Source organism: Salinicola lusitanus, assembly GCF_038648475.1.
GTDB lineage: Bacteria > Pseudomonadota > Gammaproteobacteria > Pseudomonadales > Halomonadaceae > Salinicola > Salinicola lusitanus.
The window spans coordinates 1,211,631-1,227,895 of the sequence record NZ_CP151919.1 but is presented as its reverse complement, the minus strand read 5'-3'; the positions used below and the strand labels follow the sequence as shown (position 1 = coordinate 1,227,895).

The following is a 16,265-nucleotide window of genomic DNA, read 5'->3' as shown; positions in this document are numbered from 1 at the left end:
GTCGCCAGCAGGTAGACGGCGGTCGCGAGGGCGACCGCCAGCATCAGGTAGGACATGGCTCACCTCCTCGTTCGAGAGAGATCCAGTGTCGAGTCGAAGGGCGTAAAAATTCGATGAGGAAAGTCGGCGCAAGGCGTCAAGAAAACGTAAAAATGCCAAGCCAGGTGGCACAACGAACCGGCGAGCGGCATCATCGACTACCGATGACCACCGACTTCACAAGGACAAGCGCCATGTCGACCTCTTTGAACAGCCAAGCGCTCCTCGAGAAGCTGATCGGCTTCGCCACCGTCAGCCGCGACTCCAACCTTGCCCTGATCGAGTTCGTGCGCGATTACCTCGCCGAGCAGGGCGTCGATAGCGAACTAATCCACAACGAGGACGGCAGCAAGGCGAATCTGTGGGCGACGATCGGCCCCGCCGACCGTGGCGGCGTGGTGCTTTCCGGACACACCGACGTGGTGCCGGTGGATGGCCAGCCATGGACCGTACCGGCCTTCGAGATGACCGAACGGGACGGCAAGCTCTACGGTCGCGGATCGACCGACATGAAGGGTTATATCGCTTGCGTGCTGGCGGCGGTGCCGAGCTTCAAGGCGGCCGACCTCGAGACGCCGATTCATCTGGCGTTCTCCTATGACGAAGAGGTGGGCTGCCTTGGCGTGCGTTCGATCATCTCGATGCTGGAGGAGAGGCCGCATCGGCCGATCGCCTGCATCATCGGCGAGCCGACCGAACTCAAGCCGGTGCTGGGCCACAAGGGCAAACTCGGCGTGCGCTGCCAGGTGAAGGGCGCGCCCTGCCACTCCGCCTATGCACCGGAAGGGGTCAACGCCATCGAGACCGCGGCGAAGATGATCACCAAGCTCACCGAGATCGGTGAACGACTGGCCGACCCGGCCCATCACGACGAGCGCTTCTATCCGCCCTTCTCGACCGTGCAGACCGGCGTGATCGAGGGCGGCCGGGCACTCAACATCGTGCCCTCGGAGTGTCGCTTCGACTGGGAAGTGCGCTCGCTGCCAGGCTTCGATGCCGGTGAGGTGGAGCGCGAGATGCGCGACTACGCCGATACCGAGCTGCTCCCGCGCATGCGCGCCGTCGAGCCCGACACCGATATCCGCTTCGAGCCGCTGCAGGCCTATCCGGGGCTGACCACCGAGGCGTCGAGCGACGTGGCGCGACTGATCGCCACCCTGGCGGATCGCGATGACTTCGGCACGGTCGCCTACGGCACCGAGGGCGGGCTGTTCCACGAGGCCGGCATTCCCACCGTGGTGTGCGGCCCCGGCTGCATGGATCAGGGCCACAAGCCGGACGAGTTCATCGCCATCGAGCAGCTCGAACGCTGCGACGCGATGCTGCAGCGGCTGGTGAAGCATCTCGGCGCACGAGGAGATTCATGATTCCCGGGCGACTCCGCTGGGCACCCGCCCTTGGCCTGACACTGCTGGTCGGCTGCAGCACCCAGCCACCGCAGCCCGGCTTCGAGCAGCGCCCGGCAGCGGTAAAAACCGAGCTGGTCGGCCTGATACCGGCCTCGACCGAGGACCGCGACGGCTGGGCGACGGACATCACCGCCGCCTTCTCGGCCCAGAACCTGCCCGCGACGAAGGACAACCTCTGCGCCACGCTGGCGGTGATCGAGCAGGAATCGACCTACGACGCCGATCCCAGCGTGCCCAATCTATCCGTCATCGCCCGCCAGGAGATCGAGCGCCGGGCCAGCGCGCTACATATCCCCGGCTTCCTGGTGACTGCCGGTCTGAATCTCGAATCGCCCACCGGCGAGAGCTACAGCGAGCGCCTCGATCACATCACCACCGAGCGCGAGATGAGCGAGATCTTCGAGGATTTCATCGACATGGCGCCGCTCGGGCGGGAGCTGTTCGGCAGCCTCAACCCGGTGCACACCGGCGGCCCGATGCAGGTCAGCGTCGACTTCGCCGAAAAGCACGCCGACGACTACCCCTACCCGATCGACGGCTCGATCCGTCACGAGGTGTTCACCCGGCGCGGCGGACTCTACTTCGGCATCGCCCACCTGCTCGGCTATCCGGCCAACTACGACGAGCCGATCTACCGTTTCGCCGACTTCAACGCCGGCTGGTACGCCAGCCGCAACGCCGCCTTCCAGGCCGCCGTCACCCAGCTTTCCGGGATTCCGCTCGCCCTCGACGGCGACCTGATCATCCCCGGCTCACGCCAGGCCGGGCAGACCGAACTCGCGGTACGCACGCTGAAAGGCCGGCTGGGCATGGATGACGGCGAGATTCGCGATGCGCTGGAGAAAGAGGATTCCCTCGATTTCGAACGGACCGCGCTCTACGAAAAGGTCTATTCGCTGGCGCTACAGCAGGAAGGTCAGCCCATCCCCTACGCACGCCTGCCGGGGATCAAGCTCGAAAGCCCCAAGATCACCCGCAACCTGACCACCGCCTGGTTCGCCAAGCGGGTCGACGACCGCTGGCAGCAGTGCATGGCTCGCGCTCGGTCGACGGATGCGAAGGGGTAGACGCCAAGGGATGGCCAATGCCGATTTAGAACGCCTTTCCAACCGGTGGATGACGTGGGCTTATCCGGCGGCAGGGCGTCGCGAGGGCGCTGTGAACCCTTCCCTGGGCGCTACCTTTGCCATCCATGGCAAAGGACCCTCGCTTTGCCCTGCCCCCGGCGCCCATCATCAGAGGGTTTATAAACACCCTCTTGGAACATCGGCCAGACGCAGCATCAACGCTTCGGTGTCTTCTCCGGCCGCTGCCACCCTTGCTTGGCGACCTGACGACTACGCGCGATGGCCAGTTCATCGTCTTCCACTGTGCGAGTGATGGTGGAACCAGCAGCGACGGTGGCTCCGTTGCCGATGGTGACCGGGGCGACCAAGGCGCTGTTGGAGCCGACGAAGACCCGCTCGCCGATCCGCGTGAGGTGCTTGTTGGCGCCATCGTAGTTGCAGGTGATGGTGCCGGCGCCGATATTGGTGTCGCGGCCGATCTCGGCATCCCCCAGATAGCTGAGATGTCCGGCCTTGACGCCTTCACCGAGCGTCGCGTTCTTGGTCTCGACGAAGTTGCCAACATGGGCACGCGCGCCGAGCCGGGTGCCGGGACGCAACCGGGCGAACGGCCCACAGTCGCTCTCCTCCCCCATCTCGGCGCCGTCGAGGTGGCTATTCGCCTTGATCACCGCGCCACGGCGGATGACGCTGTCCTTGATCACGCAGTGGGGGCCGATGACGACGTCATCTTCCAGGATCACCTGGCCTTCGAGGATCACGTTGACGTCGATCTGGATATCGCGCCCGACGGTGACGTCGCCACGTAGATCGAAGCGTTCGGGATCGGCCAGCCCCACGCCCGCCGCCATCAGACGATCGGCCTGACGGCGCTGGAAGGCCCGCTCCAGCGAGGCGAGCTGGCGGCGATCGTTGACGCCCTCGACCTCCACCGGCGAACCCGGCTGGCTGGCGGTGACCTCGACGCCGTCGGCGGCGGCCATGGCGATCACGTCGGTCAGGTAGTACTCGCCCTGGGCGTTCTCGGCGGAGAGCTCGGGCAGCCAGCATCGGAGCTGGGCGGCGGTCATGGCCATGATCCCGGTATTGCACTCGCGGATGGCGCGCTGCTGGTTGTCGGCATCCTTGTGCTCGACGATGGCGACGACCGAACCCTTGCCGTCACGCACGATGCGGCCGTAACCGGTCGGGTCGTCGAGTGTCACCGTCAACAGCGCCATGTGACGCTCGTCGACGCCCTCGAGCAGTGTCTCGAGGGTTCTGGCCTGAATCAGCGGCACGTCGCCATAGAGCACCAGCACCTTGCCGTCGCCGAGGCTATCCAGCGCCTGCGCCACGGCGTGCCCGGTGCCCTTCTGCTCGGCCTGCTCGCAGAAGGCGAGCTCGCGGTCCGCAGGCGTCGACAACGCCTGGCGCACCATCTCGCCGCCATGACCGACGACCACGTGCAGCCGCGCCTGCTCCAGCCCCGATGCCGTGTCGACGACGTGCTGAACCAGGGAACGCCCCGCCAGCTTGTGCAACACCTTCGGCGTCTTCGAGCGCATGCGGGAGCCCTGGCCGGCGGCCAGTATCACGACGTCGAGAGTCATGGCGTTCTTCCTTCTGATCAATGAAAACCGGGCGTCATTCTAGCGTGTCGGAGGCAGCCTGACAGAATCCGATCGTCTGGCCTCCAGGCATGAAAAAGGCGACTCCAGGGAGTCGCCTTCGGGTACTGCCATCAGCACATGCTGCCTGGGCGCCTGGCGCGTCAGCCGCGACCGCCCTTGCGGCGCAGCTGTTGCAGCGTGCGCAGCTGAGCGGAGGCTTCGGCCAGTTCGGCGGAGGCTCGTGCGTAGTCGAGCTCGCTCTGTTTCTCGTTGAGCGAGGCCAGCGCATGTTGCCGCGCCTGCTCGGCTTCCGCCTCATCGAGATCGCTGGCTCGGGTGGCGGTATCCGCCAGCACCGAGACCACGTCCGGCTGCACTTCGAGGAAGCCGCCGGTGACGTAGTAGAGCTCTTCTTCGCCGTTCTCCTGGATCACGCGCACTGGACCGGGCTTGAGCTCGGTCAGCAGCGGCGCGTGACCGCGCAGGATACCCAGATCGCCGGCCACGCCGGCAGCAATGAGCTGCTCGACGTTGCCCGAGAAGATCTCCTTCTCGGCACTGACGATGTCACACTGAAATGTGGCCATAGCGATGTCTCCCGGGTGTCTGCAGGCTTACTTCATGCTCTTGGCTTTCTCGACGGCTTCGTCGATGGTGCCGACCATGTAGAACGCCTGTTCGGGCATGTCGTCGTAGTCGCCGTTGAGGATGCCCTGGAAGCCACGGATGGTTTCCTGCAGCGACACGTACTTGCCCGGTGCACCGGTGAAGACCTCGGCGACGAAGAACGGCTGCGACAGGAAGCGCTGGATCTTACGCGCCCGGGCCACGGCCAGCTTGTCTTCGTCGGAGAGCTCGTCCATCCCCAGGATGGCGATGATGTCCTTGAGCTCCTTGTAACGCTGGAGCACGTTCTGGACACCGCGAGCGGTGTTGTAGTGCTCTTCGCCGACCACCAGCGGATCGAGCTGGCGAGACGTGGAGTCGAGCGGATCGACGGCCGGGTAGATACCCAGTTCGGCGATGGAGCGCGACAGCGTCACGGTGGAATCCAGGTGGGCGAAGGTGGTGGCCGGCGACGGGTCGGTCAAGTCATCCGCCGGCACGTAGACGGCCTGGACGGAGGTGATCGAGCCGGTCTTGGTCGAGGTGATACGCTCCTGCAGGGCGCCCATCTCTTCGGCCAGGGTCGGCTGATAGCCCACCGCCGACGGCATACGACCCAGCAGTGCCGACACTTCGGTACCGGCCAGGGTGTAGCGGTAGATGTTGTCGACGAACAGCAGTACGTCGCGACCTTCGTCACGGAAGTTCTCGGCGATGGTCAGGCCGGTCAGGGCGACGCGCAGACGGTTGCCCGGGGGCTCGTTCATCTGGCCGTAGACCAGCGCGACCTTGTCGAGAACGTTGGACTCGTCCATCTCGTGGTAGAAGTCGTTACCTTCACGCGTACGCTCACCGACACCAGCGAACACGGAGTAGCCGCTGTGCTCGGTGGCGATGTTACGGATCAACTCCATCATGTTGACGGTCTTGCCGACACCGGCACCGCCGAACAGGCCGACCTTGCCGCCCTTGGCGAACGGGCAGACCAGGTCGATGACCTTGATGCCGGTCTCCAGCAGATCGCTGGAGGCGGCCTGATCCGCGTAGCCGGGGGCCTGGCGGTGGATCGGCATGCGCTTGGCATCCGAACCGATGTCGCCGGCCTCGTCGATCGGCTCACCCAGCACGTTCATGATGCGACCCAGCGTCTCGGTACCCACCGGTACGGAGATCGGAGCACCGGTGTTGACCACTTCGATGCCGCGCTGGAGACCTTCGCTGGAGCCCATGACGATGGCGCGAACCACGCCGTCACCGAGCTGCTGCTGCACTTCGAGAACGGCCTCTTTACCCGAGACCGTCAGCGCGTCGTAGACCTTGGGAACGTCGTCCCGCGGGAATTCTACGTCAACCACCGCGCCTATGATTTGTACGATACGTCCGCTCATAGTGGTTCCTCGTAAACCTGCAAATGAAACCTGTTGGGCCAAGCCGTACTCGAGATCGCCGTCACGCAGACGGCGATGTCGTCATACCGCCGCGGCACCACCGACGATTTCCGAAATTTCCTGGGTAATGGCCGCCTGACGCGCCTTGTTGTACACCAGTTGAAGATCGTCAATCAGATCGCCGGCGTTGTCGGTCGCGTTCTTCATCGCGATCATGCGCGCGGCCTGCTCACAAGCCGCGTTCTCCACCACGGCCTGGTACACCTGGGATTCGACGTAGCGAACCAGCAGGTGATCGAGCAGGGTCTTGGCATCCGGCTCATACAGGTAGTCCCAGCTTTTGTGCGTGTCGCCGGAACCGGGTTGTTCTTCCCCATCGTTTTCGTCGTCGACAGCCTCGAGAGGCAGCAACTGACGCACGACGGGTTTCTGGCTCATGGTGTTGACGAATTCGTTGTACACCACGTAGAGCCGATCCAGACTGCCTTCATCGAAGGCATCGAGCATCACCTTGACGCTACCGACCAGATCCTGGGCTTCCGGCGCATCACCAAGACCTTTCTTGGCTGCCAGCAGGTTGCCGCCGCGCTTGCGGAAGAAACCACCGGCCTTGCTGCCGATCGCCGCGAAATCGGCGCCCACGCCCTTCTGGTCCCAGTCACGTGCGTGCTTGACCACCGCCTTGAACATGTTGACGTTCAAGCCGCCGGCGAGCCCGCGATCACTGGAAACGACGATATAACCGACGCGCTTGACGTCGCGTTCGATCATGTAGTCGTGACGGTATTCCGGATTGGCCTTGGCGACGTGGCCGACCACCCGGCGGATCAGTTTGGCATAGGGCTGGCTGGCCGCCATGCGCTCCTGAGCCCGACGCATTTTCGACGCAGCGACCATTTCCATGGCGCTGGTGATTTTCTGCGTGTTCTTGATGCTCCCAATCTGGGACTTGATCTCTTTTCCAGCTGCCATCTCGGATCACCCTGATTCATGCCGCTCAGTCGGGCGGGCCGGCCCGCTCTCGTCCGTGGACGAGAAGTCGGGCCATGCCACTTACCAGGTCTGAGTGGACTTGAACGACTCGAGACCCGACTTGAGACCCTTCTGGATCTCGTCGTCGTAGCCGCCGCTCTGGTTGATCTTGTCGAGCAGATCGGCGTGCTCGGACTTCATGTAGTCGTGCAGGGCACGCTCGAAATCCAGCACCTTGTCGACCGCGACGTCGTCCAGGAAGCCCTCGTTGGCGGCGTACAGCGTGACGCCCATCTCGGCCACCGACAACGGCGAGTACTGCTTCTGCTTCATCAGTTCGGTGACGCGCTGACCGTGCTCGAGCTGCTTGCGGGTCGCTTCGTCGAGATCGGACGCGAACTGCGAGAACGCGGCCAGCTCGCGATACTGGGCGAGGGCCAGACGCACACCGCCGCCGAGCTTCTTGATGATCTTGGTCTGGGCCGAACCGCCGACACGCGATACCGACAGACCGGCGTTGATGGCCGGACGGATACCGGAGTTGAACAGGCCGGTCTCGAGGAAGATCTGGCCGTCGGTGATCGAGATCACGTTGGTGGGAACGAACGCGGAGACGTCGCCGCCCTGGGTCTCGATGATCGGCAGCGCGGTCAAGGAACCGGTCTTGCCTTTCACTTCACCGTTGGTGAACTTCTCGACGTACTCGGCGTTGACGCGCGCGGCGCGCTCGAGCAGACGCGAGTGGAGGTAGAAGACGTCACCCGGATAGGCTTCACGACCCGGCGGACGACGCAGCAGCAGCGAGATCTGACGATAGGCGACGGCCTGCTTGGAGAGGTCGTCGTAGACGATCATCGCGTCTTCGCCGCGGTCGCGGAAGTACTCGCCCATGGTGCAGCCGGCGTAGGGCGCCAGGTACTGCATGGCGGCCGGATCGGCGGCGCCGGCGGCGACCACGATGGTGTGATCCATGGCGCCGTGCTGTTCGAGCTTGCGCACCACGTTGGCGATGGTCGACTGCTTCTGACCGATGGCCACGTAGATACAGGTGATCCCCGTACCCTTCTGGTTGATGATCGCGTCGATCGCCACCGCGGATTTACCGATCTGGCGATCGCCGATGATCAGCTCGCGCTGGCCACGACCGATCGGCACCATGGCGTCGATCGACTTGAGGCCGGTCTGCACCGGCTGGTCGACCGACTGGCGGGTGATGACGCCCGGCGCAACCTTCTCGATCGCGTCGGTCATCTTGGCGTCGATGTCGCCCTTGCCATCGATCGGGTTGCCCAGTGCGTCGACCACGCGGCCGATCAGTTCGCGACCGACCGGCACTTCGAGGATACGACCGGTACACTGCGCGGTCATGCCCTCTTCGAGCTCGAGGTAGTCGCCCAGGACCACGGCGCCGACGCTGTCGCGCTCGAGGTTGAGCGCCATGCCGAAGACGCTACCGGGGAATTCGATCATTTCGCCCAGCATCGCGTCGGCCAGGCCGTGGATGCGGACGATGCCGTCAGCGACGCTGACGACGGTGCCCTGATTACGGGCCTCGGAGGCGACATCCAGCTTTTCGATACGCTGCTTGATGATGTCGCTGATCTCGGAAGGATTCAGTTGCTGCATGCCATGTCCCTCGAACTCAGGCGGTGAGCGCTTCGCGCAGACGTTGCAATCGACCGCGTACCGAACCGTCGATGACGGTGTCGCCGGTACGCAGGATCACGCCGCCTAGCAGCTCGCGGTCCACCTGAGTGGTAATGGAGATTTCACGATTAAGGCGCTTCTTCAGAGCCTCGGCGAGCACGTTCTGCTGCGCATCGTCCAGTTCGAAGGCGGAGACGATGGTGACATCGACCCGCTTCTCTTCCTGGGCGCGCAGCGCCTCGAACTCGTCAAAGATGTCGGGCAACGCAGCCAGGCGCCCCTTTTCGCCGACGAGGCGCAGGAAGTTGCCCACGCTCTCGTCGAAGGGCTGGTCTTCGCAGACTTCCAGCAGCAGCCGGGTCTTGTCCTCGAAGGTCAGCCGCGGGTTGCCGAGTATGCGTTCACGGACATCGGTGTCACCGGCCGCCTGGGCGACCAGTGACAGACTCTGGGACCACGCTTGGAGCGCCTTGTTATCGCGCGCGAACTCGAACGCCGCCTTGGCGTAGGGTCGAGCGACGGTAGACGATTCAGCCATGGTGCGCCTCCTTAGAGCTCGGCAGCGAGCTTGTCGACGAGCTCACGATGCTTGGCTTCGTCGATGGAGGACTCCAGGATACGCTCGGCGCCGGCCACGGCCAGCAGCGATACCTGGGCACGCAGCTCTTCCTTCGCGCGATTGATCTCCTGATCGATTTCGCTGCGAGCGCTCTCGATGATGCGCTCGCCTTCGGCCCGCGCGTTGTCACGGGCTTCTTCGACGATCTGATTGGCCCGCTTGTTGGCCTGTTCCAGGATCTGCTGCGCCTGCTCCTTGCTCTCCCGCAGTGTCTCTTCGGCTTTTTCCTGAGCCAGTTCGAGATCACGGGTCGCACGGCTGGCTGCATCCAGACCATCGGCAATCTTCTTCTGTCGTTCCTGCAGCGCCTGCATGACCGGCGGCCATACATACTTCATGCAGAACCAGACGAAGACGGCAAAGGCAATGGCCTGACCAATCAGTGTAAGGTTCAGATTCACGCCAGCACCTCTCGCGTCACGGGTTTGGGGTTAGGGTCACCGGGGCCTCGAGGGCCTTGAGGCGACGTTAACCGACAAACGGATTGGCGAAGGTGAAGAACAGAGCGATACCGACACCGATCATGGTCACGGCGTCGAGCAGGCCGGCGACGATGAACATCTTGACCTGCAGCTGCGGGATCATTTCCGGCTGACGCGCGGCGCCTTCCAGAAACTTGCCGCCGAGGATGCCGAAGCCGATAGCGGTGCCGAGGGCACCCAGGCCGATCAGCAGGGAAACGGCAATCGCGGTCATGCCCAGAACTTGTGCTTCCATGGTTCTCTCCAGTTTCAGTCGAGTCTTGCTCAGTCGAGTTTTGCTAAGGGTCAGGGGTTAACGGGAAACGCTACTCAATGCTGCTCTTCCGTCGCCATGCTGAGATAGACGATGGTGAGCATCATGAAGATGAAGGCCTGCAGCGTGATGATCAGGATGTGGAACACCGCCCACGGGAAGTGCAGCGGCAGCTGCCACAAGCCGACCATGGCTATCAGGATGAAGATCAGTTCGCCGGCGTAGAGGTTACCGAACAGTCGTAACGCCAGCGAGATCGGTTTGGCCAACAAGGTAACGAGTTCAAGCAGTAAATTGACCGGGATCAACAGGATCTGGGCGAAGATATTGGACGTACTGAAAGGGTGCAACGTCAGTTCGGCGACGAAACCGGACAGGCCCTTGGCACGGATGGAGTAGAAAATGATCAGCGCGAAGACGGAGAGCGACATGCCGAGCGTGGCGTTGACGTCGGTGGTGGGCACGACCTTGAAATAGACGTGGGCCGGGTCGGCACCGAACCAGGCGCCGATCTTCTGCGCCAGCATCGGCAGGAAGTCCACCGGCACCAGGTCCATGATGTTCATCAGGAAGATCCAGCAGAAGATCGTCAGCGACAGCGGCGCGATCAGGCGGCTCTTGCCGTGGAAGGTCTCGCGCACGGAGCTGTCGACGAACTCCACCATCATCTCGACGAAGTTCTGCAGTCCGGTGGGCACACCGGTGGAAGCGCGCTTGGCGACCAGGCGGAACAGGTACAGGAACAGCACCCCGAGGCCGATCGACCACAGCATGGTATCGACGTGGATGGCCCAGAATCCCATGGCCTTGGCCTCGGCAGCGGAATGAGCCATCGACCAGCCGTTTTCCGGATGCAGACCATAGGTCATGTTCTGCAAATGGTGCTGGATGTACTCCGTACTCGTCATGTTGTTGCCAGCCATGGTTCAGCCTCGAGATTGAATGTGTGACGGGCGGCGCAGGAGCCAGGGCCCCAACCAGTGCGCCAGCAGCGTCACGACATAAGCGCCAAAGAAGAAAGCGGGGTTTGAGGGGGGCACGGCCACGAACACCAGCGTGAACAGTGCCGCCGTCAAACCGAACTTGCCGGCCTCGGCGTGGTAGAAACTCTTGACGATGTATCTCGCCTGCGCCGCCCCCTGATAGCGAAAGGCGCGCCAGGCGAAGAAGGCGTTGGGCATGGCGGCAACGAGACCACCGGTCAAAGCGGAAAACGCCGTCCCGCGGTCCCAGAACCCCCAACCGATGAGGACCAGCCCCATCACCACGCCGCACTGTAACAGGATCAACCCCGCGATTCGCGGTCTGGGAAGCTTGGCCGGTGCCGCTGGTTGCATGGCGTCGGTCTCGCCGTTGAGTCCTGGGATGAAAGTGACATTTCCGCGTGCGCTGTCTGCGTTCGGCGTCAGCCTGGCAAATCTCGGCGGATTATAGAGAAGCGGTCATGCCGCTTCAACCGAACCTGCACCGATCTGAGGCGTCTCCTCGAGCAAAAGATCACGAAAAGTGCGTAAATTCCGTTAACGCGCTAAATGTTTTGACGGCTCGAGACGCCGGAGGCCGATGCGGATTCAGCGGATGTGCCCGAGTATGCCATCCAGCTCATCGAGGCTGGTGTAACGGATGGTGACTCGTCCCTTGCCGGAACTGTTGTGGTGAATCTTGACCGGCGCGCCCAGCAGGTCGGCGAGGCGATTCTCGAGCCGACCGACGTCCGCCGGCGGCTTCTTGGCATCGGCCTTGGTCTGGCCACTGGCGATCTGTTTGACCAGGGCCTCGGTCTGACGCACGGTGAGTTCGCGAGCCACGACTTCATGGGCCGCATGGCGCTGCTTGGCGGCCGGCAGGCTCAGCAGCGCACGGGCGTGGCCCATGTCCAGATCGCCACGTTCGAGCAGCGTCAGCACCTGCGGATCCAGCGCCAGCAGGCGAAGGAGATTGGCAACCTGGGCCCGCGACCGACCGACCGCATCGGCCACCTGCTGCTGGGTCAATTCGAACTCGTCGAGCAGACGCTTGAGCGCCATCGACTCCTCGACCGGGTTGAGGTTCTCGCGCTGAATGTTCTCGATCAGCGCGAGCGCCAGGGCGACCTCGTCGCTGACCTCGCGAATGACCGCGGGGATGGTCTCGAGCTCGGCCAGTTGCGACGCTCGCCAGCGGCGCTCGCCGGCGATGATCTCGTAACGCTCTGCGCCAATTTGTCGCACCACGATCGGCTGCATGACACCCTGGGCGCGGATCGAATCGGCCAGCTCCTCCAACGCCTCGGGCTGGATATCGCGCCGCGGCTGATACTTGCCGCGGGTCAGCTGTCGCAACGGCAGGCGCTCGAGCCGCTCCTCGGATGCATCGAACTCCGGCGGTGCCTGGGCTGGCGAGGGCTTGTCGGAGCCCGACTCCGGCGACAGGCTGTCGCGGCGACGGGCACTGGAACCGATCAAGGCATCGAGACCGCGGCCCAGCGGGCGTTTGCGCGTCGTCATGGGGTATTCCTCGCAGCAGTCATCGTCATTACAGCGCCAGCCGGCGAATCAGTTCCTTGGCCAGGACGCGGTGCGCCTGGCTGCCACGCGAGAGCCGCGCGTACTTGGTGACGGGCACGCCGTGGCTGGGCGCTTCCGCCACCCGCACGTTGCGCGGGATGGTGGTCTTGAGTAGAGAATCGCCGAAATACTGGCCGAGCTGCTTGCTGACGTCGCGGGTCAGGCTGTTGCGCGGGTCGTACATGGTTCGCACGATGCCGAAGATCTCGAGGGTGGGATTCACGCTCTCCTGGATCTGCTCGACGGTGTCGAGCAGCGCCGACAGTCCCTCCAGCGCATAGAATTCGCACTGGACCGGGATCAATACACCGTGAGCGGCGGTGAGCGCATTGACCGTCAGCATGTTGAGGGACGGGGGACAGTCGATCATCACCACGTCGTAGTCGGCGGCAACGCTCTGGATCGCGGTCTGAAGCACCCGTTCGCGGCCATCGCGATCGAGCAGATCGACCTCGGCGGCGGTCAGGTCACCGTTGCCCGGCAGCAGTGCGTAGCCGGCCACCGCGCAGTCGACGATCACCTCGGCGGCACTCTTGTCGCCGAGCAGCACATCGAGGACGCTGCCGTCGAGGTCGTGCTTGTCGACCCCGCTGCCCATGGTGGCATGGCCCTGGGGGTCGAGATCGATCAGCAATACGCGTCGATCGAGGGCCGCCAGGCAAGCCGCCAGATTGACCGCGGTCGTCGTCTTGCCCACGCCGCCCTTCTGGTTGGTCAATGCAATGATTCTGGTCACTGGCGACTCCCTTCGTCGAGACTGATCCTGTGGATCGCGAGCGATCCGCTGGCGCTGATCCGGCCCGGCGTCGACGACGCCGGTGTTCCTCACGTCTGGCCCATGACGAGCCTACTGGCGATGGCCCGCCTGCTCGTCCCGCCCGAGGCGGAGCAGCTGGCGTTCGACGTCGTCCACGCCGGGCACCGCCAGGGCAAGCTGCTCGCGTACCACGACGTGGGGCGGCAACGATTCGAGTTCCCGGGGTTCCAGGCCCCCTTTCATCGCCAGCCACTCGCCGCCTTGGGCCAGCAACGGCTCGGTAAGCCCGATGAAATCCCCCAGTGCGGCGAAGGCACGCGAGATGACCTGGTCGAACGTGGCGTCGAAGGATTCGACCCGAACCTGCTCGCAGCGCACGTTCGCTAGCCCCAGTTCCATCACCGCCTGGCGCTGAAAACGGACTTTCTTGCCGTTACTGTCCAGTAGCGTGACCTGGAGGCCGGGATCCAGAATCGCCAATACCAGTCCCGGAAAACCCGGTCCCGAGCCGACGTCCAGCAAGTTGGTGCCACCCACGGCGAAAGCGACGCTGGCGCTATCCAGCAGATGACGGCTGACCATCGCCTCGGGCGAGCGTACTGCGGTGAGGTTATAGGCGCGATTCCACTTGTGCAACAGCGCGAGCAGCGCCAGCAATCGCTGACGCTGACCGGCGTCGCAAGGGACCTTCAGCGCCGCCAGTCCCTCATCGAGAATCCGTTCACAGCTCGGGGTCATGCGCTCAAGGCCCGGCTATCGTCGATCAATCGCCGCTTCTTGAGATGGATCAGCAGAATCGACACCGCGGCCGGCGTGACGCCGGAGATACGGCCGGCCTGGCCCAGGGTCTGCGGGCGCGCCTGTTCGAGCTTCTGGCGAATCTCGTTGGAGAGCCCCTCGACCCTGGCATAGTCCAGCGAGTCGGGCAGCGGCGTCGCTTCGTGGCGACGCAGGCGGTCGATCTCGTCCTGCTGCCGCGCGATGTAGCCCTCGTACTTGGCCTCGATCTCCACCTGCTCGGCGACCGGCTCGTCGCTGACGGCCTCGCCCTTGAGCGAAGCGACGTCTGCGTAGCCGAGTTCGGGGCGCTTGAGCAGATCCATCAGGCTGTATTCACGCGCCAGCGGCTGGCCGAGCTTTTCGGCGACACGCTGACCGGCTTCGGTCTTCGGCTGGATCCACGTCGCACGCAGGCGAGCACTCTCGTTCTCGATCTTGTCGCGCTTGGTCTCGAAGGCGGACCAGCGGTGATCGTCGACCAGCCCCAGTTCGCGACCGGTGGCGGTGAGGCGCAGGTCGGCGTTGTCCTCACGCAGCAGCAGACGATACTCGGCCCGCGAGGTGAACATCCGATAGGGCTCCTGGGTGCCCATGGTGATCAGGTCGTCGACCAGCACCCCGAGATAGGCCTCATCGCGACGCGGCCACCAGACCGATTCGCCCAGCGCTCGGCGAGCGGCGTTGAGTCCCGCCAGCAGCCCCTGGGCGCCGGCTTCCTCGTAACCCGTGGTGCCGTTGATCTGGCCGGCAAAGAACAGGTTGTGGATAAATTTGGTTTCCAGCGAGTGCTTGAGATCCCGCGGATCGAAGAAATCGTACTCGATCGCATAACCCGGCCGCGTGATATGCGCGTTCTCCAGCCCTTCGATCGAGCGCACGACCTGCAGCTGGACATCGAACGGCAGTGACGTGGAGATCCCGTTGGGATAGAGCTCGTGGGTATCCAGGCCCTCCGGTTCGACGAAGACCTGATGGCTGGTCTTGTCGGCGAAGCGGTGGACCTTGTCCTCGATCGACGGGCAGTAACGCGGGCCCACGCCTTCGATCACGCCGGAGTACATCGGCGAGCGATCGAGATTGGCGAAAATGATCTCGTGGGTGCGCTCGTTGGTGTGGGCGATATGGCAGTCGACCTGACGCGGGTGCTGTTCGCGGCTGCCCAGGTAGGACATCACCGGCAGCGGCGTGTCGCCGGGCTGGCGCTCGAGCCTGGAGAAATCGACGCTCTTGGCGTCGATCCGCGGTGGCGTGCCGGTCTTCAGCCGATCGACCCGGAACGGGAGCGCTCGCAGCCGCTGGGCCAGCGCATTGGCCGGCGGATCGCCGGCGCGGCCACCGGCATGGTGATCCAGACCGATATGGATCACACCGCCCAGGAAGGTTCCGGTACACAGCACCACGGTATCCGCCATGAAGCGAATGCCGGTCTGGGTGGTGACGCCGACGACGGTCTCGTTTTCCACAACCAGATCGTCGACGCCCTGCTGGAACAGCGTGAGATTGGGCTGGTTTTCCAGCATGCCGCGAATGGCGGCCTTGTAGCGGACGCGATCGGCCTGGGCTCGGGTGGCCCGAACCGCCGGGCCCTTGCGTGAGTTGAGCACGCGAAACTGGATGCCGGCCAGGTCGGTAGCCTGGGCCATGGCCCCACCCAGGGCATCGATCTCCTTGACCAGATGGCTTTTGCCGATCCCGCCGATGGCGGGATTGCAGGACATCTGGCCCAGGGTCTCGATGTTGTGCGTCAGCAGCAGCGTACGGGCACCACTTCGTGCCGACGCCAGTGCGGCTTCGGTTCCGGCATGGCCACCGCCGATCACGATGACCTGAAAACGGTCGGGATACTCCACGGTTTACCTCACGAGGTGCCCGTAGCGCTATGGCTCGAGCGGGCACCCGACGATGAATGGATCACGAAATCGGCCAGGCCGATTTTACCGTCCTGTTCACGACGGCGATGGCACGGCCCCGGAGGGTTCGGTGGCCACGAAAGCCGCCCAGTATAAACCTCCTGTGGGTAACCGTCAGGGGTTTTCCACATCGGGATCGAGGCGATCCGTCAGTCATCAGATTCATTATTAAAAAAATGAAAAATATATAAAGAAGTT

General features: G+C 63.8%; 16 protein-coding genes. 2 read left to right on the top strand and 14 right to left on the bottom strand.

The features are described 5' to 3' along the window. Positions 1-233 precede the first annotated feature (233 nt). Together argE and AAGT95_RS05660 are read left to right on the top strand one after the other, a co-directional pair. Positions 234-1,406 carry an acetylornithine deacetylase gene (argE, locus tag AAGT95_RS05665; RefSeq protein ID WP_342595813.1) on the top strand — a complete coding sequence of 391 codons (1,173 nt, stop codon included), beginning with the start codon at positions 234-236 and terminating at the stop codon, positions 1,404-1,406. Further along, positions 1,403-2,515 carry a DUF1615 domain-containing protein gene (locus AAGT95_RS05660; protein ID WP_342595812.1) on the top strand — a complete coding sequence of 371 codons (1,113 nt, stop codon included), beginning with the start codon at positions 1,403-1,405 and terminating at the stop codon, positions 2,513-2,515. Before argE ends, AAGT95_RS05660 begins: the two co-directional genes overlap by 4 nt. A 215-nt stretch (positions 2,516-2,730) precedes the next feature. Here AAGT95_RS05660 and glmU read toward each other — a convergent pair whose 3' ends face one another. The 14 genes from glmU to mnmG all read right to left on the bottom strand — a co-directional run bounded on the left by glmU (position 2,731) and on the right by mnmG (position 16,007). Further along, entirely contained in the window at positions 2,731-4,107 is a 1,377-nt protein-coding gene (gene glmU / locus AAGT95_RS05655; protein WP_342595811.1) for a bifunctional UDP-N-acetylglucosamine diphosphorylase/glucosamine-1-phosphate N-acetyltransferase GlmU, read from the bottom strand. Positions 4,108-4,268: 161 nt separating this feature from the next. Further along, on the bottom strand, positions 4,269-4,694 hold the full coding sequence (locus tag AAGT95_RS05650; RefSeq protein ID WP_110601671.1) for a F0F1 ATP synthase subunit epsilon: 426 nt from the start codon (positions 4,692-4,694) through the stop codon (positions 4,269-4,271). Between the two features lie 27 nt (positions 4,695-4,721). Beyond that, positions 4,722-6,101, bottom strand: coding sequence for a F0F1 ATP synthase subunit beta (gene atpD / locus AAGT95_RS05645; RefSeq protein ID WP_110601669.1), 1,380 nt, complete (start codon positions 6,099-6,101; stop codon positions 4,722-4,724). An 81-nt stretch (positions 6,102-6,182) separates the two neighbouring features. Further along, positions 6,183-7,073 carry a F0F1 ATP synthase subunit gamma gene (gene atpG / locus AAGT95_RS05640; RefSeq protein WP_342595810.1) on the bottom strand — a complete coding sequence of 297 codons (891 nt, stop codon included), beginning with the start codon at positions 7,071-7,073 and terminating at the stop codon, positions 6,183-6,185. Positions 7,074-7,154: 81 nt separating this feature from the next. Continuing rightward, positions 7,155-8,699 (bottom strand): F0F1 ATP synthase subunit alpha, encoded by a 1,545-nt coding sequence (gene atpA, locus AAGT95_RS05635; RefSeq protein ID WP_110601667.1) that lies wholly within the window; start codon positions 8,697-8,699, stop codon positions 7,155-7,157. A 16-nt stretch (positions 8,700-8,715) separates the two neighbouring features. After that, positions 8,716-9,258 (bottom strand): F0F1 ATP synthase subunit delta, encoded by a 543-nt coding sequence (locus tag AAGT95_RS05630; protein ID WP_110601665.1) that lies wholly within the window; start codon positions 9,256-9,258, stop codon positions 8,716-8,718. An 11-nt stretch (positions 9,259-9,269) separates the two neighbouring features. Continuing rightward, positions 9,270-9,740 (bottom strand): F0F1 ATP synthase subunit B, encoded by a 471-nt coding sequence (locus AAGT95_RS05625; protein WP_110601664.1) that lies wholly within the window; start codon positions 9,738-9,740, stop codon positions 9,270-9,272. A 67-nt stretch (positions 9,741-9,807) separates the two neighbouring features. After that, positions 9,808-10,056, bottom strand: a complete 249-nt coding sequence (gene atpE, locus AAGT95_RS05620) for a F0F1 ATP synthase subunit C (RefSeq protein ID WP_011508579.1) — start codon at positions 10,054-10,056, stop codon at positions 9,808-9,810. Positions 10,057-10,130: 74 nt separating this feature from the next. Then, entirely contained in the window at positions 10,131-10,997 is an 867-nt protein-coding gene (gene atpB, locus AAGT95_RS05615; RefSeq protein WP_110601663.1) for a F0F1 ATP synthase subunit A, read from the bottom strand. Positions 10,998-11,000: 3 nt separating this feature from the next. Next, entirely contained in the window at positions 11,001-11,411 is a 411-nt protein-coding gene (locus AAGT95_RS05610) for a F0F1 ATP synthase subunit I (RefSeq protein WP_110601661.1), read from the bottom strand. A 234-nt stretch (positions 11,412-11,645) separates the two neighbouring features. Then, positions 11,646-12,560, bottom strand: a complete 915-nt coding sequence (locus AAGT95_RS05605; RefSeq protein WP_110601660.1) for a ParB/RepB/Spo0J family partition protein — start codon at positions 12,558-12,560, stop codon at positions 11,646-11,648. A gap of 28 nt (positions 12,561-12,588) precedes the next feature. Further along, positions 12,589-13,356, bottom strand: coding sequence for a ParA family protein (locus tag AAGT95_RS05600; RefSeq protein ID WP_110601659.1), 768 nt, complete (start codon positions 13,354-13,356; stop codon positions 12,589-12,591). A gap of 111 nt (positions 13,357-13,467) precedes the next feature. After that, positions 13,468-14,115 carry a 16S rRNA (guanine(527)-N(7))-methyltransferase RsmG gene (rsmG, locus tag AAGT95_RS05595; RefSeq protein ID WP_342595809.1) on the bottom strand — a complete coding sequence of 216 codons (648 nt, stop codon included), beginning with the start codon at positions 14,113-14,115 and terminating at the stop codon, positions 13,468-13,470. After that, positions 14,112-16,007, bottom strand: a complete 1,896-nt coding sequence (gene mnmG / locus AAGT95_RS05590; RefSeq protein WP_342595808.1) for a tRNA uridine-5-carboxymethylaminomethyl(34) synthesis enzyme MnmG — start codon at positions 16,005-16,007, stop codon at positions 14,112-14,114. Before mnmG ends, rsmG begins: the two co-directional genes overlap by 4 nt. Between the last annotated feature and the right edge of the window lie 258 nt (positions 16,008-16,265).

Bases quoted from the DNA above. Each gene is read 5' to 3' on its own strand.
- argE (WP_342595813.1), top strand. From the start codon at position 234: ATGTCGACCTCTTTGAACAGCCAAGCGCTCCTCGAGAAGCTGATCGGC.
- AAGT95_RS05660 (WP_342595812.1), top strand. From the start codon at position 1,403: ATGATTCCCGGGCGACTCCGCTGGGCACCCGCCCTTGGCCTGACACTG.
- glmU (WP_342595811.1), bottom strand. From the start codon at position 4,107: ATGACTCTCGACGTCGTGATACTGGCCGCCGGCCAGGGCTCCCGCATG.
- AAGT95_RS05650 (WP_110601671.1), bottom strand. From the start codon at position 4,694: ATGGCCACATTTCAGTGTGACATCGTCAGTGCCGAGAAGGAGATCTTC.
- atpD (WP_110601669.1), bottom strand. From the start codon at position 6,101: ATGAGCGGACGTATCGTACAAATCATAGGCGCGGTGGTTGACGTAGAA.
- atpG (WP_342595810.1), bottom strand. From the start codon at position 7,073: ATGGCAGCTGGAAAAGAGATCAAGTCCCAGATTGGGAGCATCAAGAAC.
- atpA (WP_110601667.1), bottom strand. From the start codon at position 8,699: ATGCAGCAACTGAATCCTTCCGAGATCAGCGACATCATCAAGCAGCGT.
- AAGT95_RS05630 (WP_110601665.1), bottom strand. From the start codon at position 9,258: ATGGCTGAATCGTCTACCGTCGCTCGACCCTACGCCAAGGCGGCGTTC.
- atpE (WP_011508579.1), bottom strand. From the start codon at position 10,056: ATGGAAGCACAAGTTCTGGGCATGACCGCGATTGCCGTTTCCCTGCTG.
- atpB (WP_110601663.1), bottom strand. From the start codon at position 10,997: ATGGCTGGCAACAACATGACGAGTACGGAGTACATCCAGCACCATTTG.
- AAGT95_RS05610 (WP_110601661.1), bottom strand. From the start codon at position 11,411: ATGCAACCAGCGGCACCGGCCAAGCTTCCCAGACCGCGAATCGCGGGG.
- AAGT95_RS05605 (WP_110601660.1), bottom strand. From the start codon at position 12,560: ATGACGACGCGCAAACGCCCGCTGGGCCGCGGTCTCGATGCCTTGATC.
- rsmG (WP_342595809.1), bottom strand. From the start codon at position 14,115: ATGACCCCGAGCTGTGAACGGATTCTCGATGAGGGACTGGCGGCGCTG.